This is a genomic window from Spirulina sp. LEGE 11439 (assembly GCF_059821285.1).
In genome coordinates this window covers 1-24318 of sequence record NZ_JCAMRX010000032.1, presented here as the reverse complement: position 1 = coordinate 24318, position 24318 = coordinate 1, and the positions used below count along the sequence as shown (strand labels likewise).

General features: G+C 42.4%; 22 protein-coding genes and 1 tRNA gene. 14 read left to right on the top strand and 9 right to left on the bottom strand.

Translation table 11 applies throughout. The features are described 5' to 3' along the window. Positions 1-2: 2 nt before the first annotated feature. A complete protein-coding gene (locus AC6RV6_RS19395; RefSeq protein WP_500242526.1) occupies positions 3-569 on the bottom strand; it encodes a hypothetical protein in 567 nt (188 codons plus the stop codon). A 186-nt stretch (positions 570-755) separates the two neighbouring features. Here AC6RV6_RS19395 and AC6RV6_RS19390 point away from each other — a divergent pair, with 186 nt between their 5' ends. Together AC6RV6_RS19390 and AC6RV6_RS19385 are read left to right on the top strand one after the other, a co-directional pair. Further along, positions 756-1892, top strand: coding sequence for a WG repeat-containing protein (locus AC6RV6_RS19390; RefSeq protein ID WP_500242525.1), 1137 nt, complete (start codon positions 756-758; stop codon positions 1890-1892). A gap of 57 nt (positions 1893-1949) precedes the next feature. Continuing rightward, positions 1950-3044, top strand: a complete 1095-nt coding sequence (locus AC6RV6_RS19385) for a sensor histidine kinase (RefSeq protein ID WP_500242524.1) — start codon at positions 1950-1952, stop codon at positions 3042-3044. An 11-nt stretch (positions 3045-3055) separates the two neighbouring features. Here the strand turns inward: AC6RV6_RS19385 and AC6RV6_RS19380 are convergent, their stop codons facing one another. Continuing rightward, positions 3056-3691: a DUF1361 domain-containing protein gene (locus AC6RV6_RS19380; RefSeq protein WP_500242523.1), complete on the bottom strand. Its 636-nt coding sequence runs from the start codon at positions 3689-3691 to the stop codon at positions 3056-3058. Positions 3692-3711: 20 nt separating this feature from the next. Beyond that, positions 3712-4350, bottom strand: a complete 639-nt coding sequence (locus AC6RV6_RS19375) for a ThiF family adenylyltransferase (RefSeq protein WP_500242522.1) — start codon at positions 4348-4350, stop codon at positions 3712-3714. 130 nt (positions 4351-4480) lie between these two features. On the opposite strand from AC6RV6_RS19375, the gene AC6RV6_RS19370 reads away from it, so the two are divergent. From AC6RV6_RS19370 to rdgB, 5 genes are all read left to right on the top strand, one after another. After that, positions 4481-5338, top strand: coding sequence for a methyltransferase domain-containing protein (locus AC6RV6_RS19370; protein ID WP_500242521.1), 858 nt, complete (start codon positions 4481-4483; stop codon positions 5336-5338). Between the two features lie 40 nt (positions 5339-5378). Then, on the top strand, positions 5379-6068 hold the full coding sequence (locus tag AC6RV6_RS19365) for a hypothetical protein (protein ID WP_500242520.1): 690 nt from the start codon (positions 5379-5381) through the stop codon (positions 6066-6068). Positions 6069-6486: 418 nt separating this feature from the next. Continuing rightward, complete coding sequence (trxA, locus tag AC6RV6_RS19360) at positions 6487-6807, top strand: thioredoxin (RefSeq protein WP_500242519.1); 321 nt, start codon at positions 6487-6489, stop codon at positions 6805-6807. A gap of 195 nt (positions 6808-7002) precedes the next feature. Then, positions 7003-8070 carry an LOG family protein gene (locus tag AC6RV6_RS19355; RefSeq protein WP_500242518.1) on the top strand — a complete coding sequence of 356 codons (1068 nt, stop codon included), beginning with the start codon at positions 7003-7005 and terminating at the stop codon, positions 8068-8070. A gap of 38 nt (positions 8071-8108) precedes the next feature. Beyond that, positions 8109-8681, top strand: a complete 573-nt coding sequence (rdgB, locus tag AC6RV6_RS19350) for an RdgB/HAM1 family non-canonical purine NTP pyrophosphatase (protein ID WP_500242517.1) — start codon at positions 8109-8111, stop codon at positions 8679-8681. 6 nt (positions 8682-8687) lie between these two features. Here the strand turns inward: rdgB and AC6RV6_RS19345 are convergent, their stop codons facing one another. Next, a complete protein-coding gene (locus AC6RV6_RS19345; protein WP_500242516.1) occupies positions 8688-8840 on the bottom strand; it encodes a hypothetical protein in 153 nt (50 codons plus the stop codon). Positions 8841-9272: 432 nt separating this feature from the next. On the opposite strand from AC6RV6_RS19345, the gene AC6RV6_RS19340 reads away from it, so the two are divergent. From AC6RV6_RS19340 to AC6RV6_RS19325, 4 genes are all read left to right on the top strand, one after another. Next, entirely contained in the window at positions 9273-12074 is a 2802-nt protein-coding gene (locus AC6RV6_RS19340; protein WP_500242515.1) for a histidine kinase dimerization/phospho-acceptor domain-containing protein, read from the top strand. Between the two features lie 8 nt (positions 12075-12082). Next, positions 12083-14308, top strand: coding sequence for a response regulator (locus AC6RV6_RS19335; protein ID WP_500242514.1), 2226 nt, complete (start codon positions 12083-12085; stop codon positions 14306-14308). Between the two features lie 214 nt (positions 14309-14522). Beyond that, a complete protein-coding gene (locus AC6RV6_RS19330; protein WP_500242513.1) occupies positions 14523-15719 on the top strand; it encodes an FIST signal transduction protein in 1197 nt (398 codons plus the stop codon). Then, entirely contained in the window at positions 15720-17237 is a 1518-nt protein-coding gene (locus AC6RV6_RS19325; protein WP_500242512.1) for a GAF domain-containing sensor histidine kinase, read from the top strand. A 40-nt stretch (positions 17238-17277) separates the two neighbouring features. Here AC6RV6_RS19325 and AC6RV6_RS19320 read toward each other — a convergent pair whose 3' ends face one another. The 5 genes from AC6RV6_RS19320 to AC6RV6_RS19300 all read right to left on the bottom strand — a co-directional run bounded on the left by AC6RV6_RS19320 (position 17278) and on the right by AC6RV6_RS19300 (position 20992). Then, positions 17278-18198 carry a ribonuclease D gene (locus tag AC6RV6_RS19320; RefSeq protein WP_500242511.1) on the bottom strand — a complete coding sequence of 307 codons (921 nt, stop codon included), beginning with the start codon at positions 18196-18198 and terminating at the stop codon, positions 17278-17280. A 34-nt stretch (positions 18199-18232) separates the two neighbouring features. Then, a complete protein-coding gene (locus tag AC6RV6_RS19315; protein WP_500242568.1) occupies positions 18233-18907 on the bottom strand; it encodes a Crp/Fnr family transcriptional regulator in 675 nt (224 codons plus the stop codon). A gap of 148 nt (positions 18908-19055) precedes the next feature. Next, positions 19056-19532, bottom strand: a complete 477-nt coding sequence (locus AC6RV6_RS19310; protein WP_500242510.1) for a metallophosphoesterase — start codon at positions 19530-19532, stop codon at positions 19056-19058. Between the two features lie 87 nt (positions 19533-19619). Then, positions 19620-20330 carry a sugar transferase gene (locus AC6RV6_RS19305; RefSeq protein WP_500242509.1) on the bottom strand — a complete coding sequence of 237 codons (711 nt, stop codon included), beginning with the start codon at positions 20328-20330 and terminating at the stop codon, positions 19620-19622. Positions 20331-20536: 206 nt separating this feature from the next. Further along, positions 20537-20992 carry a hypothetical protein gene (locus tag AC6RV6_RS19300; protein ID WP_500242508.1) on the bottom strand — a complete coding sequence of 152 codons (456 nt, stop codon included), beginning with the start codon at positions 20990-20992 and terminating at the stop codon, positions 20537-20539. Between the two features lie 338 nt (positions 20993-21330). Between AC6RV6_RS19300 and AC6RV6_RS19295 the strand changes: the two genes are divergently transcribed. The 3 genes from AC6RV6_RS19295 to AC6RV6_RS19285 all read left to right on the top strand — a co-directional run bounded on the left by AC6RV6_RS19295 (position 21331) and on the right by AC6RV6_RS19285 (position 24286). Next, positions 21331-22146 (top strand): DUF928 domain-containing protein, encoded by an 816-nt coding sequence (locus AC6RV6_RS19295; RefSeq protein WP_500242507.1) that lies wholly within the window; start codon positions 21331-21333, stop codon positions 22144-22146. Positions 22147-22161: 15 nt separating this feature from the next. Continuing rightward, positions 22162-24117: a CHASE2 domain-containing protein gene (locus tag AC6RV6_RS19290; protein ID WP_500242506.1), complete on the top strand. Its 1956-nt coding sequence runs from the start codon at positions 22162-22164 to the stop codon at positions 24115-24117. A 96-nt stretch (positions 24118-24213) separates the two neighbouring features. Continuing rightward, positions 24214-24286: transfer RNA gene (locus AC6RV6_RS19285), tRNA-His, on the top strand. The last annotated feature ends 32 nt before the right edge of the window (positions 24287-24318 follow it).

The following is a 24318-nucleotide window of genomic DNA, read 5'->3' as shown; positions in this document are numbered from 1 at the left end:
AGCTATTCCGAGGGTTTGAACAAATGAATGACAATAAAAGGTACGCCAAAGCCGATCGCAAGATTGGCAAATAACCAAATCAGAGACTCGGAATGATTCCAACCGCGAATGAAAAAACCGCGTTTGGTTTCCGAAAGCAGTGCATCCCAAATTAAATGTGCGGACATCCCGACGCAGAGTGCGATCGCAGCATCTCGCAACCACCTAAATAGTGTTATCAGTTGCTTTTGCTGCATTCCGACAAAACTCATGATTAATAACCCGATAGGAAGCAAAACTGAATGAAAAAGCCAACTGCGATGCAAAAGAAAAGAAAATTTGGTTACTTTATATAAAGGAATATCCCAGTCGGGAATTGCCATATAAAAAAACTGACTTTCTAAGATTGGGATGTGGAGTAAGCGAAAAAAGAATAATCCACTTGCTCCCCAGATCGTGGCAAGAATAAAGATAAAGGGATTGAAATAGCGAACGCCTATTTTAGCATAGCGTTCGAGAAGTTGCCAGTAACTCCAGCCAACGCCAGCACCCACAACAAAGTGCATTAATTTATCGAAAGAAATTCGCATAAACACCTCAAAATTGAAAACTCAAAATCATTAGCTTCAAAATCGAAAATTATTGCTATACTGATAGTATTTGTCTGGAAAGTTAATGCAAAATCAATTGGCTTTAGTGTAACATCAATAGAGTTCGAGTCTGGATGTTTTCAGAAGCAGAAATTGCTTGGCGCTCTCTTTTACTTAATTTTAATCATGAATCATTCAATTTCACTACTTTTTATCTTGACAATTTTTGGATTTCTTCCCCAACTTACTTTAGCACAAACTTCCCAACTTGAAGAATCATTGCCATCTACAGAACAGAACAGCGAACAGAGAGAATATTTTCCCATTCTCAAAGATGGAAAATTGGGTTATATCGACAAAGAAGGAAATCTTGTCATTGAGCCTCAATTTATGTTTTCCTTGGCAGCAAGGCGATTTTCAGAAGGGGTGGCAACGATCGCGATCGCAGGCAAAGGTGGACTGATCGATCGCCAAGGAAATATTATTGTTGAACCGCAATTCGAGCATATTGGCGAATTTTTTGCCGGATTAGCACAAGTTAGTCAAGCCGGAAAAAGCGGTTTTATCAATCTATCAGGAGAGATTGCGATCGCGTTGCAATTTGATGCGGTGCGCGATTTCTCTCAAGGATTTGCAGCCGTTAAAAATGAGGAAAAATGGGGCTTCATCGATCGCAATGGAGAGATTATGATTGAAGCAAGATTTGACGATGCGTTAGACTTTAATACCAGAGAATTAGCCCCGATTAAACTCGGCGATCGCTGGGGATTAATCGATAAAACTGGAGCAATAGTAGTTACGCCTAGTTTTGACCGTATTTTGCCCTTCCAAGAAGGATTTGCAGCCATTAAAGTCAATGGGAAATGGGGTTTTCTTAATGAAAAAGGAGATGTTGCAATCGCGCCTCAATTTGAGCGAGTAGGGAACTTTTCCGAAGGATTAGCTTATATTGTATCGAGGGATCGGGTCGGATATATCAACACAAGAGGGGAGGTTGTTATCGAGCCTCAATTTGAAGAAGGAGGCGATTTTTCTGAAGGATTTGCAACGATTGCGTTAGGGCAAAAATGGGGTTTTATCGATACAAAAGGAGAGATTGTTATTTATCCTAAATACAATGCTGTCTGGGATTTTTCCGAAGGACTCGCTCGAATTAAACACGGTCAAAAAATCGGCTTTATCAACTCAAAAGAAGAGTTGATTATTCTTCCTCAGTTTCAGGGTGCAAGTGATTTTTTCGATGGATTAGCACGAGTTGAAATTAATGGTAAAATTGGCTATATCGATCGAACAGGACATTTTGTTTGGCCGCTTACTAATTAATCACCAGTCATCAGATAAGAAATAGAGAATGATTTCTAATAACTAATAACCAAATAAATGAGTAAATTCAATTTAAGAAATCGTCTATTTTGTTCTCATATCCTCGTTATTATTTTTGGACTGGGGACATTTGTGGCAATTGTCAAATATTCTTCCCCTCGTTTTTTTGTATTGCGTTTGGAACAGTTAGAAAGACGAGGGTTTTTAACTGTTCGTTCGGCAAGGACTTATTTAATTAATGGTTTTCAAAGTGCATTAGATAGCGGTACTTTTTGGTCTTTTGCCGTTGGAATTAGTGCAGCAGGAGGATTGAGTTATTGGTTTGCTCAACGGATTACTCAGCCTTTAAATAGCATGCAGCAAATTACACAAAAATTTGCCTCGGGTAATTTAAAAGAACGAATGCCAGCCAGCGATATTCCTGAATTAAATGAACTCGCTATGAGTTTTAATCGCATGGCGAACAGTTTAGAAGGCGTAGAACAAAGACGCAGAGAATTAATTAGCGATCTAACTCACGAATTGCGATCGCCTTTAACTGTCATGCGAGGATACTTAGAAGAACTTGCCGATAATGCGATCGCACCATCTCCCGAATTATATTTACGTTTAGTCCGAGAAACCAAACGATTAGAACGATTAACGAGCGATCTGCAAGAGCTTTCTAAAGCAGAAGCAGGATATTTACCCATTCATTTACAAGCAGTAAATTTATATCCTTTATTAACATCTTTGGTGGAGCGTTTTGCGGATCAATTAATGGAAGATAGCCCAAGGTTACAGTTAGAATACGCCGCCGATCTTCCTCCGGTGACTGCCGATCTCGATCGCATCGAGCAAGTATTGGTTAACTTACTGGGTAACGCCTTACATTATACTGAAAAAGGTTCAATTACCGTCAAAGGATGGCGCGATCGCGAGGTGATTTGGCTGGCGATCGAGGATACGGGAGTAGGAATTGCGGAGAAAGATTTACCCTTTGTCTTTGAACGATTTTGGCGTGCCGATCGATCGCGATCGCGCTACTCGGGTGGAACGGGGATCGGTTTGGCTATCACTCGCCGTTTGGTTGAGCTACAAAATGGTAAAATTGAAGTGGAAAGCGAACTCGGAAAAGGGAGTATATTTCGTTTTTATCTGCCCATTGCTTGAGTGTAAAAATTCTAAAATCGCATTCCTTTCATTTGTTGAAATCGCAAACTCAACCCGATCGCAACCTGTTTTCCCAGCCAGTATAACACCGTTAAAATCATAAAAGTAATGCCAATAATCAAAACCGTCTTGGGATTGTAAAAATTAGCAATACCCGTGTGAAAAACATTGAGAGGTTTGGTGACAAAATCCCAACTATTAAAACGCTGAAAGCGCCCTAAAAAAATCCCGACAGCAGAGAGAAAGTGTAGCAGGAGTTCGCAAGGAACAATAAAGCTAGATTTCCTATATCGTTTTAGATAATCTCCCAAATTTATTAACGAGACAACATAAGCACCAAAACCAGCCCCTAGAAAAAGAGTGTATTGCGGAATTAAAACTAACGTTACAATCCAAATTGAATATCCGGCACGAATAAAGTTAATTAAATGAACGGTGTCTGTTAAAACATAAGGAGCATTCGGGAGAAAAGCAATAAAAGTCAGCAATCCCAGCCACCACAACCAAGACCGAGATTGAGCGTTTTTAAACAGCCAAATACTCAAAGCCAAAGGAATAAAAGCTAAAAAGAGATTCCAGACAACGAAACGACTGCGAGTTAGAATTTGTAAGACAGTGGCAAGGAAAAAAGATAAAGAATTTAGCATGATTTTGAATGGAGAGTCATTTAGCCAACAAAAGGTTTAACGGCAAAATCCCTGAGGGTAATGGTATAATTCTCTTGTTCTCCTGTTGCAATAAACTTGATAATTGTTTCGCTGGCAATTGCAATAGCCAATAAGACTAAATTTCGCGCTAAAGGATAATCGCAAATATCGTCGTTAATGGGAGAAGGAACGCGATATTTTTCATTCCAAATCACTTCCGCATAGTTGCTAGAAAGACCGACATGCAGACAAGCAAGATTATTTTGCCGACAATAATCTTTAACCGCTTGCCGAGAAGAACTGTTATCAAAAGTATCAATCACTAAATTAGTTTTACGCAAAAGTTGGGCGCAATTATCTGATGTTAATTCCTTGGATTTTCCGTCCACTATAACCCCAAGGGCGCGATAGAGTGTATTCGTCAAAATCTTGGCTTTATATGCCCCCACATCGGATTTATAATAGGGCTGTGTTGATAAATTACGCTCTTCAATACGATCGCGATCGATAACCGTTAATTGCGAAAAACCCGATCGCGCCAAATTGTCCGTTAAATTTGCCCCCAATGCTCCCGCACCGCAAATCGCGATCGGAAAATCGGCAATTTTTGCCATCAGTTCGGGCGATCGATATAATTGTTCGTGAAAAAATAAACTCATTTAATACTTGACAATTGATAATTGATAGTTGATAAGCGATCGAGGAGTTCGGAATCAAGAGATTTCCCAACTCAACAACAAAGCGTAGCCTGTAAATTCCGAACGACAACTATAAAAATTTTAACGATCTATGAATTCTTCAACTTTGAACGATCGCATTGCCCAATTTTATGATGCCTCGAGCGGACTCTGGGAAGATGTGTGGGGCGAGCATATGCACCACGGGTATTACGGGCGATCGGGAAACTATAGAACCAATCGACGACTGGCGCAGATCGACTTAATTGAAGAATTACTCGGCTGGGCAAAAATTAAACAACCCCAAAATATTCTCGATGTGGGTTGCGGAATTGGGGGTAGTACCCTCTATTTGGCACAAAAATATAATGCCCGTGCTACCGGAATCACCCTCAGCCCCGTACAAGCGGCTAGAGCCGCAGAAAGAGGAAAAATCGCCAAATTAGAACAAAACTTAGATTTTCAGGTTGCCAATGCCCTAGAAATGCCTTTTGAGAGCAATTCTTTCGACCTCGTTTGGTCGTTAGAAAGTGGGGAACACATGCCCGATAAAACCCAATTTTTGCAAGAATGTTACCGCGTCTTGCAACCCGGAGGCACTTTTATTTTAGCCACTTGGTGCCATCGCCCCTTAAATTCTTTGGCTGGGGAACTTACGAGGGATGAAAAACGACATCTAGAAGAAATTTACCGCGTCTATTGTTTGCCCCATGTCATTTCTTTACCCGAATATGCCGCGATCGCCACTCGAGGCGGTTGGCAAAACATTCGTACCGACGACTGGTCGATCGCCGTTGCCCCTTTTTGGGATCGGGTTATCGACTCCACCTTTGAACCGAGTTCTCTCCTCGGTTTATTCAATTCTGGCTGGACGACCCTACAAGCAGCCCTTTCCCTCAATTTAATGCGTCGCGGCTACCAACGCGGGTTAATTCGCTTTGGCTTGTTATGCGCTACAAAAAGACAATGAGCAACAAACAGTTATCAATAAACAATTATCAATACAACCCATGAACAAGACATTACTCGCCTTGGGTGCGATCGCCATACTGGGAAACAGCATTGCCCTTCCCGCACAAGCTGTTCCTCCGATGCAAATTGCAGAAGCGGAGAATCAACCCTCAACATTAACTTCCGATCTGTTAACTTTAGAAGATTTACCCTCGGGGTTTCGAGAACTTCCTCCCAGCATGGCCGCTCAAATTTCTCAACAATTTCTCGCCCTCAGCAGTCAATTTCAACAAGGCGGCCTCGATCCCCAAGCGTTTTTCGTGTTTTATCATCCCATGAGCTTAGAAGTTGTTTTTGGCTTTACGGGAGAAATTGCCGATATTGCTTTTTTTGACGCTAGTTTACAACTCTTAAAGGAAAGTCCCGAATTGCAACAAAGTATTATCGACAAAATTCAAGAAAAGCTCAAAGACATTGCGATCGCCGAACTGACAGAATTGCAAATCGTGCCTACCGAAAACATGGGAGATAACTCCATCGGCGTGAAAGCTGGCATGAAAGTTATGGGGATGTCCTTTCAGGGGGATTTAATCTCCTTCCGGCGGGACAATACCGGAGGGTTTGCTGCCGTCATGTATCGCCCGTCGCGATCGCCGCAAATTTCCGCCAACGCCTTAGCCGACAAGCTGGACGTTAAGATTGTTGAACTCATAGGAGAAAGCAATATTAGCGATCGCCCTGCCAACTAGATTCTATTTGGGTTTCCTTGCCAGTGAGGGAATTACCAGTCACTCCCTTTCAACAAATCTTCATTTTGCATAAATATGCTCTGGAAAAACCAGAGCAGTAGCTTACAATGGAAAAGGCGGAGACAAATGTTTCCGTTCACTCCTCACACCACTAATGCGCCCGAACGATGTTCGGGCGCTTTCTTATCAAGCATTTTCGCCTTCCGCGTTTTGGCTTGTTTCATCGCCTTATTCCCCACAACCAAACTAATTATAGGCTTGAAGACAGAGTTCCCGATGTTCAAGAAATGATAAATTTCTTTACAAACCGCGATCGCTTTTGTGTTTTCCTTCTTCCTCCTTCATGCTTGAGAGTTGCGACTATGATAAAATTGCCTAGGATAATATAAAGACTTGATAGCTAGAGGAATTCCGCCCTATGCCAGCAGAAGTTTCAGACAGTACTTTTAAAGATGAAGTCCTAGACAGCAACGTTCCCGTTCTGGTTGATTTCTGGGCTCCTTGGTGCGGTCCGTGTCGAATGGTTGCCCCCGTTGTCGAAGAAATCGCCACTCAATACGAAGGACAAGTGAAGGTCGTCAAACTGAACACTGACGAAAATCCTAACATTGCCAGTCAATATGGGATTCGTAGCATTCCGACCCTGATGATCTTTAAAGGCGGGCAACGAGTTGATATGGTGGTTGGTGCAGTGCCCAAAACCACGCTTGCCAATACTTTAGAGAAATATCTCGGCTAATTGGTATCGGGTACTCTGTCTCGCATAATTGTCAATGCCGCGATCGCGTTTGCCCTGCCAAGTTTTACCTTTTCCTTTTCATTCTTTCCGATCGAGTGCCTCAGTCTTTCGAGACTCGGGCATTTTTGTTGTTCGGTGTTTTTGGGACCCTAGGACAGGGTGCTATAATGGAAAGTTGCTGCGTTGACAATTCCTATGGTATTCCCTCCTTCCGATCTCGAATCCGAGTCTTTGGCAAAAGACTTAGAGAACACGATCGAACGGCTTCCCGACCTCGAGTATGGTAAATACATTAAGCGAGCATTAGCGGTGTTAATGCGCTTGACTGGAGAAGAAATCGATCGCTTGGATTGGAAGATTTTATCGGCAACTTTAGAAGATTTAGAACGAGGGTTTACGGGTTTATCTCCCTATCGTCACGTGCGAAAGGTGAGTATTTTCGGGTCTGCACGCACCCCGAGCGATCGCAAGTCCTATCACATGGCGGTAGAATTTGCCCGTAAAATTACCCAACAGGGCTTTATGGTCATTACCGGAGCCGGAGATGGCATTATGGCGGCGGGGAATGAAGGAGCCGGACGAGAACATTCTTTTGGCTTGAATATTAATCTCCCTTTTGAACAAGGGTCAAATGAATATATTCGCGGCGACGATAAGTTACTTAGTTTTAAGTATTTCTTTACGCGCAAATTATTTTTTCTCAAGGAAAGTGATGCGATCGCACTTTTTCCAGGAGGATTTGGCACGCTTGATGAAGCATTTGAAAGTTTAACCCTTTGCCAAACTGGAAAATATGGACCGGCTCCCATTGTTTTTATTAACGAACCGGGGAGCGACTATTGGAATTCTTTAGACGAACACATCCGCGAGCATTTATTAAAAGAAGGATTAATCAGTCCGGACGATCCAAATATTTATACCATTACTGATGATATCGATCTGGCTTGCAAAATTATTAGCGATTTTTTTCGAGTTTACCATTCCAGTCGCTATGTGGGTAAACAATTTGTCATGCGTTTAAATTCGGAGTTATCCGATGGCTCGGTAGAATTTCTCAATCGCGAGTTTAGCGATATTTTAAGCCGAGGAACTATTGAAAAAAGTGGTGTTTTACCCGGAGAGCGAGGAGATGGGACAGAACATTTACCGCGTTTGGTTTTTGAATTCAATCAAAAAGATGCCGCTCGCCTCTGTCAAATGATTGGTAAAATCAATCAACTCGGTGCATTTTTACCCAATAGCGATCGCCCCGAACGGAAATAATCAGTTATCAGTTATTAGTTATCAGTTATTAGTGAACAATGAAAACTTTAATTGTGGCGACGGGAAATCCGGGGAAATTGCGGGAGATGCAGGCGCATTTGTTGGAGGTTGATGTTAATCTCGAATTGAAACCCCCAGAGTTGGAGATTGAAGAGACGGGGACGACTTTTCAGGAAAATGCTTGTTTGAAGGCGACAAGTGTTGCGAAAGCAATGGGAAAATGGGCGATCGCGGATGACTCCGGATTGGCTGTGGATGCTCTGGGAGGCGCTCCGGGGTTGTATTCTGCTCGTTATGGTAGTAGCGATCGCGATCGCATCGAGCGCCTGTTACGGGAGCTAGGAGACAGGGAAAATCGTCTGGCTCGTTTTATCTGCGTCGTAGCGATCGCTCGTCCCGATGGTACCATCGCGATCGCGTCTGAAGGAATCTGTACGGGAGAAATTTTACCCACTCCTCGGGGTTCGGGGGGATTTGGTTACGACCCTATTTTTTATGTTCCTCAACACCAAAAAACTTTTGCAGAGATGTCCCCAGAACTCAAGCGCCAAGTTAGTCATCGAGGCAAGGCGTTTCAAAACTTGTTAGCACAATTCACCAACTGGGAATAACTCAGTTTACTTTATCTCTGCGACTATTTCTGCAACCATTTCTGTTGCTTGTTCGTCTTGAATTTGAATCCGTGCATTTTGAGAATTTGCTTTTTCATGAGATCCAAAAGTTCCGATCAGACCCCAGAGGGCAACTAAGATAAAAATAGACTGTTTCATGGCTCGATAGATGCTCGGTTTGTTCCTATCCTTAGAATGCCCTAATCCCCCTAGAGTTGACAAGATCGGGGTTTACGGATTTTTTTGATTTTTCTCCCGCCCTATTTTTCTTGACAAAATAAATATTTTATGATATGAAGAGAATTTTAAGACTGCGTAAATCAGGAAGCGATCGCTATCTTTTCAGCCAAATCGAGCAGGATGTTGCTCTAATCTCGTAAATTCTTATCGGTTTAACAATACAGCATTGAATCTAGAAAATTCTGTATTTTCTCTGGACAAGCTGTGACTTTACACAATCTTATTATTTCTTTCTTTCTCTTTATCTAACTTTTACATAAACGCAAAAAGACTTAAAGATTTTTGACCAACAGGGGGAAAAAATACGTTAACTTAGTTTAAGAATGCTGCTCGTATTTTCTCTCGATGCGCTTGTTGAACTCAATTGCAACTCAACTCGCTCGGCGATCGCCCCTGCGATGGGTCTTAATCGTTCCCTTTGTCGTACAAATTACGGCGGCGGTGGGAGTCGTCGGCTATCTTTCCTATCGATCGGGTCGGCAAGCCGTTAACGATTTAGTCGAACAGTTAATGAGTAAAACCGATCGCATTATCGAACAACAACTCAACGACTACCTCGCAACCTCAGTCGAACTTACCCAATTCAATGTCGATGCGATTAAATTAGGTTTGTTAGATTTACAGGATTTGGAAGCAGCCGGACACTTTTTTTGGCAGCAATTACAATTTTTTGAAGATGTGGCTTATTTTTCCGCCACGCTACCGACAGGAGAATTCATCGGAGCAGGACGATGGCTGGAAGGACAGGGCGTAACAATTGATGAAATTTCAGCAAAAACCCAAGGACAGGACTATACCTATAATACCGATGAACGAGGATATCGCCGCGAGTTAATCGAAGTGAGTGAATACGATCCGCAAAGCGAAGATTGGTATGGCGAAGTTCTGACAGCAGGTAAACCCATGTGGAATCCTGTCTACTCTTGGGACGAATATCCCGAGTTTTTATCAGCCGGCTACAGTTATCCTATCTACGATCGAGACAACAATCTCATCACTATTATTGGGGTCGATCTTTTATTAGATGGGATCAGCGATTTCCTACAGGATTTAGAGGTAAGTCCTTCGGCTAAAATTTTTATTATCGAGCAGGATGGTGCAATTATCGGGAGTTCAAGTCCGGAAGCACCTTATATTCTCGTCGAGGAAGAAGCGCAACGCCTCAAAGCCACAGAAAGCACCGATCCTCTCATTCAAGCCACAGCACAATTTCTGCAAAAACAGTTTCCCGAGAGAAACCCGATCGCCAGCCTGCAAAAACTGGAATTCAACTGGCAAGGCGATCGCCGTTTCGTCAGGGTTACGCCGTGGCGAGACGAAATCGGTTTAGATTGGTTAGTGGTTCTCGTGGTGGCGGAATCGGACTTTATGGAGCAGATCGAAGCCAATACACGCAATACAATTTTATTGTGCAGTGGGGCTTTTATCCTTGCGATCGGGTTGGGTCTGCTGACATCGCGATGGATCGTCATGCCGATCCAATCTTTAAACGCTTCAGCTAAAGAAATCGCGAAAGGCAAATGGGATAAGACAGTCAAGCTCGATCGCGCCGATGAAGTGGGAGAATTGGCCAAATCTTTTAATGCTATGGCCGGACAGTTGCGAGAGTCCTTTGAAACCTTAGAACAGCGTGTCGAAGAGAGAACCGCAGAACTGGTCGAGGCGAAAAAAGCCGCCGAAGTCGCCAACGAAGCCAAAAGCGCTTTTCTCGCCAACATGAATCACGAACTGAGAACGCCACTGAATGCCATTCTTGGCTTTTCCCAAATTCTGACGCGATCGCAGCGCCTCGCCCCGGATCTGCAAGAGAATGTCACGACCATTAATCGCAGTGGAGAATATTTACTAGAACTGGTGAACCAAGTTTTAGATTTATCGAAAATTGAAGCCGGACGTACTTCCTTGCATAAGAGTAATTTTGATTTCTATTTACTCCTAGATGAATTAGAAGATATGTTCCAAATGCGAGCCGAATCAAAAGGCTTGCAACTACTATTTGAACGCGAAGATAATGTTCCTCAGTACTTACGTTGCGATCTCCTCAAACTGCGTCAAGTTCTCGTCAATCTCCTCAGTAATGCCATTAAATTCACTTCCGAAGGAGGAGTTGCACTGAGAGTTCAGCCATCAGTGAGAGAACAGCCAATCACGAATTACCAACAATCCATAACCATTCAATTTGAAATTGAGGATACAGGGGCTGGAGTCGATCCGGAAGAGTTTCCCCAACTGTTTGAAGCTTTCGTGCAAACGCAAGCGGGTTTAGACGCTCGAGAAGGGACGGGGTTGGGGCTGCCCCTCGCGCGTAAATTTATTGAGATGATGGGGGGAGAAATCACCGTCATCAGTGGCGGAAAAGCCTTTAACCCGGGTGCGACTCAGAGAAGCGATCGCATTGTGGCAGCTTTATCTACTCAAGGAACGCTCTTTAAATTTAGCATTTGTGCCACGCCGGTTGCCGCAAACGCGATCGACACCCGAGATCGCGATCGCTTTGTCATTGCCCTCGCACCCGACCAACCTCACTATCGTATTCTTATTACTGACGATCGCGAAACCAATCGCAAGTTATTGATCAAACTCCTCGCACCTTTAGGGTTTGAACTGAAAGAAGCGCGTAACGGTGCAGAAGCGGTAGAAATCTGCGAAACTTGGCAACCTCATCTTATCTTTATGGATCTGCGAATGCCCGTTATGGACGGCTATGAAGCCAATCGACAAATTAAAGCCACCTTGAGAGAGCAATCGCCTAAAATTATTGCCATTACTGCTAGTATTTTAGAAGAAGAACGCGCTGCGATCGCGGGTTCGACCTTTGATGATTTCACGCGCAAGCCTTTCCGAGCTACAACGATTTTTGATAAACTGGCCAAACACTTAGGAATGCGTTATCTCTACGAGGAAAGACAAGCCAAAATCACAAAACCGACTGTCGCCACCCTTTCAGAAGAAGAAGCGCGAATTGCTCTCGGAAAATTACCCGCAACATGGACGAGCCAACTTCAAGAAGCTGCTAATCGATTGGATGATGAGGGGCTCCTACAATTAATTGCAGAGATTGCCTCTCAACACCCAAAATTAGCACAAACGTTAACTGATTTAACTCAAAAACTGCGCTTTGATGCAATTTTTAATTTAATACCAAGCTCCTGAAAAGTACCATGAATACTCATTGCTGCAAAGGCAGTATTTTAATTGTTGATGATAATCTGAATAACCTCGGAGTATTAGCCTCTCTCCTCAGCGATCGCGGCTATAAAGTTCGTAAGGCAATTAATGGTAAAATTGCCTTAATGGGGGTTTGTGCAGAAGCACCAGATCTAATCTTATTAGATATTTTAATGCCCGATATTGATGGGTATGAAGTCTGCCGACAGTTAAAAAGCAATGACGATACTGCTTCGATTCCTGTTATTTTTCTCAGCGCTTTAGACGAAGCGATCGATAAAGTTAAAGGATTTCAAGTAGGAGGCGCAGATTATATCGCTAAACCTTTTCAAGCAGAAGAAGTTTTAGCTCGCGTCGAACATCAAATCCAAATTCAACACTTACAAAAACAACTCTACCAGCAAAACTTACAATTAAAAGAACGAGAAACACAATTAAATACAGTCTTGAGTACCATGACCGATGGTTTGCTCGTTCTCGATCGCGAAGGAAAAGTTCGTTTTTGCAATCCTGCCGCTCCTCTTCTTTTAGATAAAACCGAAGCGGAATTATTAGATCGTTATTTGGACTGGGAGACGGCGATCGGGGAAACCCGAGAAATTGAAATTTGTCTCCCTTCGGAAGCTATGAGAATTTTAGCGATCGAGTCAGAAACAACGACTTGGAAAAAAGAACCCGGAATTCTTCTTTCCCTCAAAGATATTACTCAGCGCAAACAAGCAGAGATCGCCCTCAAACAGGCCAAAGAAGCCGCAGAAGCAGCCAGCCAGACTAAAAGTACTTTTCTGTCTTCCGTCAGTCACGAACTCCGCACCCCACTCCATGCAATTCTCGGTTTTTCGAGTATTTTAGCAGAGGAAAACCTAAGCGATCGCCAACAGGAGAATTTAACAATTATTAGAAAAAGTGGCGAACATTTACAAGAGCTTATTGACGATATTTTATTTATTTCTAAAATTGAAGCTGGGTTGGTCAGGATACACCCAACTTCTTTTAATTTATCACAACTTCTCAATTTTATTCGCGATTTATTTCAACAGCAAGCAAAAGAAAAAGGCTTACAATTAATCTGGGAATGCGATCCGAATCTGCCCGAATATATTACTAGCGATCGCAGTAAACTCCGACAAGTTTTACTCAATCTTGTAGGCAATGCGATCGCATTTACTGAAAAAGGTCGTGTCACGCTACGAGTTAAAATCAGTCACCAGTTATCAGTCACCAGTCACCAGTTATCCATTATCAATCCAACGGCCAACAATCACCAAACAACAACTCATAATATTTCCTTTGAAATTGAAGATACGGGAATAGGAATTGCAGAAACAGACATTAAAACAATATTCGATCCTTTTATTCGAACTACCAGAAATACTGAATCTCATCAAGGGACGGGTTTAGGCTTAGCAATTAGTCAACAGTTCGTGCGATTGTTAGGTGGCGAAATTAAAGTTCAAAGTACCCAAGAAAAAGGTTCTCTATTCTCTTTCACAATTCCTGAAATTTCTCAACCTTCTCATCGAGAAAACAACAATAAGTCTGACAATTCTCTTTTCTCTAGAAAGATTATTGGTTTAGTATCAGGTCAGCCTCAATATCGCATTTTAATCGCCGAAGACGATCGCAAGAATCGTCAATTACTCCGGCAATATCTTCAACCTTTAGGATGTACTATCAAAGAAGTTGAAAATGGTGCAGAGGCTTGGAAAATGTGGCAAGAATGGCAGCCTCATGTTATTTTAATGGATCTCCGAATGCCCGTTATTGATGGTTGTGAAGTCACGCGACGCATTCGCAAAAAAGAACAATCTCTCCTCTCTCGTCAGCAGCCTCTCGTTATTATCATTGCGCTGACAGCTAAAGCGTTTACAGAAGATAAGCAAGCTAGTTTAGCTGTGGGTTGTAATGATTATTTAGAAAAACCCTTTCAAGAACTTTTATTATTCTCCAAATTAGCAGAACATCTACATTTAAAATACCTGTATCAAGACGAATACCCATCCAAATCAATTTTATCTAAGATTGAGAAACAAGATTTACAGATCATGTCATCTGAATGGATCGAAAAATTGTATCAAGCATCCCTTAAATTAAATACAAAAGAAATGCTTCAACTCGTTGAAGAAATCCCTAAAAGTGAACCCGATCTCATTCATACACTTAAAGATTTAGTACACGATTTTCGGATTGATATTATTCAAGAATTAACGATCGCATGAAATCTCAAAAATCATAATTCGCTGAGAAATATCCAAGGATTATCGTCATTCTCTCAATTCGCAATAATATCAACACCTCACTATTGACAAATAAGAAAATTTATGTTAAAGAAGGGATAATGCTGGTAAAATCAAAATCAAATATTATTTGAGAGACAATTGATTCAAAGAGTCTTTTTATCTGTAACTACTAATGTTTTGAGGAAACTTGCTCATGCTCACTAAAGCTGTTGCTTATTCTCAAATAGAAAATTCCTTGGACGCAGGCAAAAATTGCGCCCTTTCTATACAAGAGAAATTCGGCGATCGCTCCCTTGATTTCTTATTTCTATTTGCAACCATCGGTCATGATTTTAAGCAATTATTGGCAGGAATTCGCGAGATTTTGCCCAATATTTCTCTCTGCGGTTGTTCCGGTGCAGGAAGTATTACCAATTTAGGCTGTGACGAATCTTTACACTCAGTTGCCGTAATGGGTTTGGGATGCGATCGCCTCGGCTTTCATCCGTTTATGATTCCACATTTAGGGGACGATCCTCAAAAAGCTGGAGAAAAAATTGGTCAATTCGTGCGCGAATGCGAAATTGCTGCAACAGACAATAAACTCTTGTTTTTATTTCCTGATGGGTTTACCATGTATGCAGATGCGTTGTACAAGGGAATTCAAGCACAATTAAATGATTCTCTTGATTTTGTAGGAGGAACGGCAGGTAATGATTATAGTAGCGAAATAACTTATCAGTTTTGTAATGATTCTGTAATGAATGATGCTGTTTCTGGAGTGCTTTTAACCGGAAAATTTAATTATGAAATTCGCGTCAGTCATGGGTCTAAAGCGTTGGGAAATCTCAAAACTGTGACGCGATCGCAAGGAAATATTATTGATGAGATTGATAAAAAACCTGCTCTCGAACACCTGCGAGATATCTTTGGGGAAGAACAATTCGCTCGCTTTAACAACGATATGAGCGCGATTGGTTTAAACTTAATTGGTTTGGGAGTTCCTTTTTCAGGCAAAAATTACTCGGGAGATATTCTCGTGCGAGCAATTTTAAAAATCGATCGAGAAGCACAGAGTTTAATTGTGGGGACAGAAATGCCCAGAGGCACTGTTTTCCGCATGACTCGTCGCGATAAAAGACAAGTTCTTCGTGAAACTTGTCATATGGTAGAAGCAGTCATCGATCGCTTAAAATCACCAGATAATGCCGCTTATTTTTATTTTAATTGTGTGGGTCGAGGCGAACATCTTTTTGGAGACCCCGAACCCGATGTCAATGCTGCTTTAGAAACATTAGATATCGATCGCGATACAATTGGATTTTTCACCTTTGGAGAAATTGCCCCAGTTGCAAAAGAGCAACAGTTTCACAATTACACGGGAGTTTTTGTCGGGATTGAGGTACAATAAATGTTAGAATATGAGAAAGAATCTTTGCCAACACAAATTCAATCCCTACAAGAAGAAGTTGATTCATTAACTCAAACCATCATCCAATTAGAATCGGAAGCGATGGAGGAGAAGAAAAAGCAAAAGAAGCGAGAAGAAACCTTAAAACTTTTTCAAAAATTGAATCAAGAGATTTCTGCCGCGAATGATATTGATAAAATTTATCAAATTGTTGTGCGATCGCTTGCCGAAGATATCGGCTTCGATCGCGTAATTATTTATCAAAGCCAAATGAGCCGTTTTGTACCGATTGCGGATTACGGTTATGAAGAAAATTGGAATTTAAACCGCTTAATTCATCCTTTTTTCCGAGAATTAGCTCGCCAGAAAAAAGGAATATTGGTCAGTGGAAAAACCAAAAATAATCCCCTCGCAGTTTGCAAAGAAGATTTTCAAGTCGAATATTTTATCGCTTTACCTTTTGCGGTATTCGATCAATTCGATCGCATTTTATTTGTTGGCAATCAAAAAGAAAATACCTTAGCGCGTCCTCGTTTGACCAAAAAAGATCTCGAAGTTCTTGAAATGTTGAGCAATCAAATTACTATTGCTTTCCAACAAATTGAACTTTACGAACAAAGTCGACGATCGGCGAAAGATGCAAGCGATCGCGCCCGAGAATTGCGTCAAACTTTAAAGCAACTCAAAAGCACTCAAGCACAACTCATCCAAAACGAAAAAATGTCTGGTTTAGGGCATTTAGTTGCCGGAATTGCTCACGAAATCAATAATCCCGTCAATTTTATTTATGGCAATATTTCTCATCTGAGAGAATATATAGGGGATTTATTAGAAACCATCAAAATTTATCAGGAGAATTGTTCTCCAATTGCACCTAACTTTGCAGAAATTATTCAAGAGAAAGATATAGATTTTGTTGTTGAAGATATTCCCAAAATCCTCAATTCTATGCAGTATGGATCGGAACGAATTCACGAAATTGTCAATAGTTTAAAACTCTTCTCTCGTTTTGACGAAGCCGAATTTAAAATCGTCGATATCCATGATGGTTTGGATAGCACGTTAAAAATTCTCAATCATCGCTTGCATAAAATTGAAACGATAAAAATTTACGGAAATCTCCCGAAATTAGAATGTTATGCCGGACAACTCAATCAAGTTTTTATGAACTTAATTGTGAATGCGATCGATGCTATCGAAGAGAAAAATAAAAGAATATCTCTCGAAATAAGAGAAGAGGAAACTAGCAAAAATATTAGTAGGATTACTATTATAACAGAATATCAAGAAAAAGGGTTGATTTTTATACGTATTCGCGATAATGGCATCGGCATGAGCGAGGCGATTCGGCGCAAAATACTCGATCCATTTTTCACGACTAAACCTGTCGGACAGGGAACAGGAATGGGATTATCAGTTAGCCATCAAATTATTACAGAAAAACACAAAGGAACGCTACAATGCACCTCTATTCTTGGCGAAGGAACAGAATTTACGATTGAACTACCAGTTAAATAATTGATTTAATTGTTCATTGTTCATTGTTGATTACTCATTGTCAAAAGGGAATATCTTCTTCGTCTTGTTCTTCAATTTTTAATTGAGTTACAATCGTAGTTTCTTCTTGGATAGGTAAATCTGCGATCGCATCTCCCAATTGTTTTTGTATGGGTTTGGTTAAGGTCACGGAAAAATCTAGTTCTAAGTTTATCTCTTCCATTGCTTTCGCTAAATGAGAAAAAGCAATTTTTTTACTGGTACGGTGAGAATAAGATACTTTAAATCCTACCATTTCCGGCACATTTTGCGCCTTCATCGCCACTTTAAGGCGTTCTTTAATATGACCAACCTCCGTGTCTAACTTCTTCCATTGATGCTCTAATTGACAGTAGCGCAAAGTCAAGGCTTGCAGATCTTCTTGTTCGGGATTGGGACAAGCGATATTGACTAATTCTAATAATTTTTGATGAATTTGTGCGACATAAACCGGATCCATTGTGGCATAATGAAGTTGTTCCGATGAGAGAGGACGTTCCCCCCAATTGCTGCATTGATGGCTTTTATCAATATGAGCGCGATCGCATAATTGTTCTGCCAGTGCTTGTAAACTATATTTAGGAATAGGAACGAGATAATAAGGTATTTTTTTTGCCATTTCTAACGTACAAGTAATATTTTCAGCCTTGCGCTTGCCGAGAAACTTGCGATCGTAACTGGCATTATGAAATACTTTTTCAATTCTCGTATCGAGCATAATTAGATCGATAAAATCTTGTACCCATTCCGCGCGATCGAGAACATCAAAAATCGCAACGCGATCGCCTGCTAAATCTTGGGGATCGGCTAAAACTTGAATGAGAGAAAGTTTGGGTTTCTTACTTCGATAATCAGCAACTTCTGTATCCATCCAAAGCACTTTAGCTTCGAGCAATTCCTCGATCGCCCCGCGAAAGGCTTTAGGACTGTCAATATATTGCATAACAATTAGTCAATAATTAATGATTCATTATCAATTAATCAGGGCGATCGAGCAAGCAGATCGTACTATCTTCTCCGATAGAAATTAAACCTTGTTGGCGCAATTTTCCCATCAGACGCGTGACCGTCACGCGCGTAGAACCGATCGCACTACCAATTTGCGCGTGAGTTAAAGGATAGGGAAAACAAACACCTTTTTCTGTCCGTTGACCGTATTCTTCAACCAATAGCAGGAGAAACCCCCAGAGGCGATCGATAGTACGTCGATGACCGAGAGTGGTGAGTAATAATAATTTACGTTGGTGGCGATCGCGAAAATAGTCCAAGATATCCAAACGAAAGTGCGGCCAGTTATCCAGATCGTGCCAATACAGCCAAATCACAATAGTTGCATCGACCCGAGGGTCAGCTTTGAAAGTAAAGTGAGGGCGATCGGGAATTTCAAAAGGATGTCCCGCACCAATTAACCCCAAAAATGTTTCTTCTTGGTCTTCCGTCGCGGCTGTTTGTGAATAGGCGATCGCCTTTGCACTTCCGGTTAAAGAAACAGCACCGCATTGTACCAAATATAATAATCCCGGACGGACGGGAATAGATTCGTCTTTATTAAAAGATCGATCGCGATAATGAGTTTTTGCCCAGTCAATAATCTCTTGCCATTTTAAAAATGGACTAGCTGTATCTAGGGTAGGGAGAGGAATTGGCACGATCTTGACCTCACGTGAGAGGTATCTACCTTTATTTTAGCTAAAACCCGCAATTTTCCCCAAACTTCCTCGAACTGCTCGCAAATAATCTGCTGAGGAAAGCAAAATCAAACCACCTGTATTCCCGCAGACACTGTAATGCGATCGCTAACTACACTTCACTTTCTGTAAATCCGATATAATCTGCATTAGAATACTTGTCAATTTCTTCAATTTGCGGGCGCTCTGCAAACAAATGTTCTTGATAAATCCCTGATAATCCAACAATTTTTAATCCTGCTAATTCGCTCGTCCCTACCCGTCCTAAATAATAACAATTAGGAACAATTTCTGTTCCGTTAGTAATGCGATCGAGGAAACCATAAGGCTCGTGATTTCCACCAATAAACCAAACTGGATAAGGAAAAGCAACTCGACCTTCATAAAAATGAGGAAACTTGCCTAATTTACGATACTTTGCAGGTGCATCCATCGTTTGTAAATCGGCTTCGTGGCGATGAGGTTCAAAATCGCCAACCTGTAGAACAAAAGATAGTTGAGACTCCCATTTCTTCAACAATCCCAACATCTCGTACATCTCCCCATGTACGTCCCCCACTCCTGCAAAATAAATATCCTTTTCTGTCATTTTTCCTCATTGACCAAAAAAGTAAGCTTTCAAATCTCCCACTTTAGCGGCTGGAACTGATAATTGTTCATTGAAATGACCGAATCCCTAGTACGCGCCTTTTTTACTAAAGATCGCACCAAAAGTTTGAAAAATCAATTGTAGATCGTAGCCAATCGACCATTTTTTTTGATAGTCTAAATCCATCTTAACAATATCAGCAAACTTCTTGACGCAAGAGCGACCGTTAACCTGCCATTCTCCTGTCAAACCGGGTTTAACTCGCAAACGCTGCCAATGATAGTTATTATATTTTTCTACTTCATCTGGAGTTGGTGGACGAGTTCCGACTAAACTCATCTCCCCTTTTAGCACGTTCCAAAATTGCGGGAATTCATCTAAACTGGTACGGCGCAAAAATTTACCGATGGGCGTAATGCGAGGGTCATTTTTATTTTTAAAAATAAAACCGTCAGCTTGATTTTTAACTAAGTATTTAAGGCGATCGGCATCGGTTATCATGGAACGAAACTTCCACAAACGAAAGATTTTTCCGTTTAAACCACAACGGATCTGGCTGTAAAGCAAAGGTCCCGGACTGATAAAGTGGAAGGCGATCGCGAGTGGAATAGCGATCGCGGCAGTCAAAACCAATCCCACCAACGCGCCGATAATATCGATCGCTCGTTTGATGGGATTGTGAATAGAAGCATGAATTTTGACTGGTTTTTTCGATCTACTTAAAGAAGAGTTGGGCGACTTCGGCACATAAATTCTAGCTGAATGCAGGGGTGGGGGAAAATTGGGAGAAGTAATCATGGCAGTAGATACAAGGATTGAGTTAAACTTAGATATCTTCTACTTCAATCCTAAGCGGGTTTTTGGGGAAATGCCTAGAGTTAATAGGGAACTTTACGAAATCTTTAAATAAATTCACGAATGCCAGCGAGCGATCTTATTTTTCCGATCGCTCTGTCATGACTTCTCTTTTGATTGCTACTCGATCGCCGCGATCGCGCTCTTAATTAGCAAGATTCTCGGTATAGATCGTATTGTTTAATAATCGTGCGTTGGAGAGCAATAATCGCCGGATTCACCTCGATATATTTTCTCTGGGGATTAGCTGTATAATTTCGCTGTTCGTTTTCAACCATTTCGACATCTTGATCGAGGAATCTTTTAAACAGAAATCGCCAAATCAGTGATGATATCTGAGGTTTGATGGCTTGTAACAACCAATTGGGGAAAGGGAGCTTGAGAAATAAATAGGAAAAGGAGCGAGTTTCTGCTTTTCCTACGGGCAAACGTAACAAATAAATCGAAGACAAACCCTCTAGAGAACTGTGATAATGCGGGTAATGATATTGAATCGAAATCGTTGTCGTGGTGACCCGATCGCCGCGATCGCTAAGACCCAACCATCGAGTTGCCAAACCTTGATACGATACCCGATAATCTGCTCGCAGATCGGAATTCCCCATACTTAAATGAAGAAGAACCGGATCGAACCAGCCTTGCAAACCCCGATGCAGAAAACCGTGAAATACATCTATCGTATTTTCATTGCAGATGGAGAAATGGGCTTGGAAGCGTGGAGTTGACCGCGATCGTCTCGATATACGGCGATACGGTTAGAGCTATGCTATTCGCAAAGCGAAGGCTGCGCCAACGCGATCGCAAAATTTATTTATCAAATCAGATTATCCGCAAGCGAGACTGCGAACCGACGTTTAAGATAGGAAAAAGAAATCGATAATTTTTACCATGCGATCGCACTCCTAAATAGAATCAACGTCTTCCAGAGTACCCCCTCCGAACCATGCGTCAATTTTCTCGCAGTTTCATCGCTTTGTGGCTCGTTGTGAGCAGCCTATCGGGTAGTGCCTTACCCCTTCTGGCTCAAATTGACTCGATCGGTTTTATTCCCCCCGACGACCATATTGGCGAACCTCGCAATGTTGGTGGGGGCGGGAGTCGCGGGGGACTGTGCGAGAGCGATCCTCAAAATCAACAGCCCTTGCTCGTTCTCGTTCCTCAGCTACCAGAATCCTCTCAAAATCGGAATCGAGAAACAAAAACAAAAAGGGTTTTACGAGGCGGACTGACAACCCGTTCTTTTCCTTCGCTTTTTGTTTATCTACCGACAACCCATGCTAAAACTGGAGAGTTTCTCCTATTCAAACATCTCGAAGATGGTAGGAACAAAGAGATTTATTATGACACTTTTTCTTTACCTGATGAATCTGGGATTATTCACCTTCTTATGCCGATCGCTTTAGAAGTCGGCACAACTTATGAATGGTCTTTTACGCTGATCTGCGATGCAACTGAGAGTACGAGCAATGCCGTGGTTAACAGCACGATCGAACGAGTTTTCCCTGCAACAGATTTGGCGATACAGAGAGAAAACGCTTCTTTGGCAACTCAAATTCAACTCCACGGTCAAGCCGGATTCTGGTATGATTTTTTGGCACTTTTGACGGTGGCGATCGCGCAGTCACCTCAATTACAAAGTACATGGCAAACTGTGGTCAGGCAAAATATAAACCTCGATTACTCGATTTATCAAGCCCCTTTTCTGAACTGTTGTTCCCTAACTGCCGAGCCAATGTCTGAGGGAGAACAAAGCAAATAACTGCTTGCCAATGCCATGCCCAATTCTCCTTATTTCTCCAGCTTTTCTGTGTTGTCGCGACACAAAAAATTTTGGCAATTTCTCCAACAATGGCGGGGATTTTTGGTGACAGTGCCGAGTATTGCACTCTTGGCAATTCTCTTGCGCGGGTTGGGATTCGTGCAGCTTCTGGAATGGGCGATGCTCGATCGCTTTTTCTTGTGGAAACCGCCAGAACCCCCAGACGATCGCATCGCGATCGTTGCCATCGATGAAGATGATTTACAAGAAATTGGGGAATGGCCGATCTCCGATGCCATTTTAGCCAAACTGCTGACGAAAATTAAGGATCAACAGCCCCGCGCGATCGGGTTGGATTTATATCGCGATCTCTCTATTCCTCCCGGTACCGATACCCTCGCCGAAGTTTTTACCTCAACGCCCAATCTCATCGGTATCGAGAAAACCACGGGAGATGAGTTTGGTAAATCCGTGGCACCTCCAGCCTTGCTCAAAAAAAGCGATCGCGTCGGGGCTGCCGATTTTTTATTTGACGAAGATGGTACGATCCGCCGCCTTTTACTCTCTTTGCGTTATAAAGACGGGCGGACGATTTTGAGCTTTCCGGTGAAGTTGGCGTTATTGTATTTACAAGCGGAAAACATTCAACTCGAACCCCTCGACGAAACCGGGCGCGTGCGCTTGGGAAAGAGTATTTTTGTTCCCTTAGAGAATAATACTGGCGCTTATGTCGATGCGGACGATCGCGGCTATCAGATTCTCTTTGCTTTTCGGTCTCCCCCTTGCAAAGATTGCTCGTCATTTCCCCTCGTTTCCTTGCGGGATGTTGTCAACGAGGAGATCGAGGCCGATCTGTTTCGCGATCGCATTGTTTTAATTGGAGTCTCGGCCGCCAGCGTCCAAGACCGTTTTTTTACCCCCTACGGTCGTAATTTTCCCACGGCACCAACAGGGGTGGAAATTCACGCTCATGCGACCAGTTTGCTCGTCAGTGCGGCTTTGGATGACCGCCAACTCCTGCACGGCTTGCCCGATGGGGTGGAATGGTTGTGGGTGCTGTGTTTGTCGGGAATTGGAGCAGGGTTAAGTTGGCAAGTTTGGCGCTGGGAATGGAAAGTGCTGGGAATTATCTTGGGGGGAATGGGAGCGATCGCTACATCCTATTGTGTTTTTCTCGTGGGATGGTGGTTGCCTGCGATTACACCGTTACTGGCATTAGGGGGAGCAGCGATCGCGATCGGCGCTTATTTAACCTATGTGGCTCGGGAAGATCGAGAAGCCGTGATGAATTTACTCGGCCAGCACGTCAGTCCCAAAATTGCCCAAGCGGTTTGGAACGATCGCTATCAACTCCTTGAAGAAGGGCAATTGGTGGGACAGCAGATGACGGCAACGGTGTTATTTTCCGATATTAAGGGGTTTACGGGCATTACCGAAAGCGTCAAACCCAAAATTTTACTACAGTGGCTCAATGAATATATGAAAGCCATGTCGGAGGTCGTTTTGGCTCATGATGGTGTCTTGGACAAATTTATCGGCGATGCAGTGATGGCGGTATTTGGAGTTCCCTTACCCAAAATTAATGAAGAGGAAATTGCCAAAGATGCAAGGGCTGCCGTCCGTTGTGCGGTGGAAATGGCGGCAAAAGTTGAGGAACTCAATCGCCACTGGCGCGATCGCAATTTGCCGGAAGTCTCGGTCAGGGTCGGCATTGCCACGGGAGAAGTGGTAGCCGGAAGTCTGGGCAGTCGGCAGCGCTTGAACTATACCATTATTGGTGATAGCGTCAATGTGGCAGCACGTTTGGAGAGTTATCAAAAGTCTCTAGATGAGGGGATTTTTCGCATTCTCATCAATGAAGAAACCTATCGCTACATCGGGGAAGATTTCCCGGTCAAATATTTGGGGGAATCGCAACTCAAAGGGCGATCGCAGCCCATGAAAATTTATCAAGTTCTCTGGCAAGACTAAAAAACGAATGTTTCCACTGGTGACTGGTGACTGGTGACTGGTGACTGTCCACATTGCCTTCTTAAAAAAATAATGCTATACTGGTTAATCGAAATGGCGGGTGTAGCCAAGTGGTTAAGGCAGTGGATTGTGATTCCACCATTCGCGGGTTCGATTCCCGTCATCCGCCCTTAAAAAAGAACCTTGTACGTCAACCTTTTA

Excerpts from the sequence above, each read along its gene's own strand:
- AC6RV6_RS19305 (WP_500242509.1), bottom strand. The coding sequence starts at position 20,330 with ATGATTACTTCTCCCAATTTTCCCCCACCCCTGCATTCAGCTAGAATT.
- AC6RV6_RS19295 (WP_500242507.1), top strand. The coding sequence starts at position 21,331 with ATGCGTCAATTTTCTCGCAGTTTCATCGCTTTGTGGCTCGTTGTGAGC.
- AC6RV6_RS19375 (WP_500242522.1), bottom strand. The coding sequence starts at position 4,350 with ATGAGTTTATTTTTTCACGAACAATTATATCGATCGCCCGAACTGATG.
- AC6RV6_RS19330 (WP_500242513.1), top strand. The coding sequence starts at position 14,523 with ATGCTCACTAAAGCTGTTGCTTATTCTCAAATAGAAAATTCCTTGGAC.
- AC6RV6_RS19325 (WP_500242512.1), top strand. The coding sequence starts at position 15,720 with ATGTTAGAATATGAGAAAGAATCTTTGCCAACACAAATTCAATCCCTA.
- AC6RV6_RS19300 (WP_500242508.1), bottom strand. The coding sequence starts at position 20,992 with ATGGGGAATTCCGATCTGCGAGCAGATTATCGGGTATCGTATCAAGGT.
- AC6RV6_RS19335 (WP_500242514.1), top strand. The coding sequence starts at position 12,083 with ATGAATACTCATTGCTGCAAAGGCAGTATTTTAATTGTTGATGATAAT.
- AC6RV6_RS19365 (WP_500242520.1), top strand. The coding sequence starts at position 5,379 with ATGAACAAGACATTACTCGCCTTGGGTGCGATCGCCATACTGGGAAAC.
- AC6RV6_RS19320 (WP_500242511.1), bottom strand. The coding sequence starts at position 18,198 with ATGCAATATATTGACAGTCCTAAAGCCTTTCGCGGGGCGATCGAGGAA.
- rdgB (WP_500242517.1), top strand. The coding sequence starts at position 8,109 with ATGAAAACTTTAATTGTGGCGACGGGAAATCCGGGGAAATTGCGGGAG.
- AC6RV6_RS19355 (WP_500242518.1), top strand. The coding sequence starts at position 7,003 with ATGGTATTCCCTCCTTCCGATCTCGAATCCGAGTCTTTGGCAAAAGAC.
- trxA (WP_500242519.1), top strand. The coding sequence starts at position 6,487 with ATGCCAGCAGAAGTTTCAGACAGTACTTTTAAAGATGAAGTCCTAGAC.
- AC6RV6_RS19380 (WP_500242523.1), bottom strand. The coding sequence starts at position 3,691 with ATGCTAAATTCTTTATCTTTTTTCCTTGCCACTGTCTTACAAATTCTA.
- AC6RV6_RS19370 (WP_500242521.1), top strand. The coding sequence starts at position 4,481 with ATGAATTCTTCAACTTTGAACGATCGCATTGCCCAATTTTATGATGCC.
- AC6RV6_RS19310 (WP_500242510.1), bottom strand. The coding sequence starts at position 19,532 with ATGACAGAAAAGGATATTTATTTTGCAGGAGTGGGGGACGTACATGGG.
- AC6RV6_RS19345 (WP_500242516.1), bottom strand. The coding sequence starts at position 8,840 with ATGAAACAGTCTATTTTTATCTTAGTTGCCCTCTGGGGTCTGATCGGA.
- AC6RV6_RS19385 (WP_500242524.1), top strand. The coding sequence starts at position 1,950 with ATGAGTAAATTCAATTTAAGAAATCGTCTATTTTGTTCTCATATCCTC.
- AC6RV6_RS19290 (WP_500242506.1), top strand. The coding sequence starts at position 22,162 with ATGCCCAATTCTCCTTATTTCTCCAGCTTTTCTGTGTTGTCGCGACAC.
- AC6RV6_RS19390 (WP_500242525.1), top strand. The coding sequence starts at position 756 with ATGAATCATTCAATTTCACTACTTTTTATCTTGACAATTTTTGGATTT.
- AC6RV6_RS19395 (WP_500242526.1), bottom strand. The coding sequence starts at position 569 with ATGCGAATTTCTTTCGATAAATTAATGCACTTTGTTGTGGGTGCTGGC.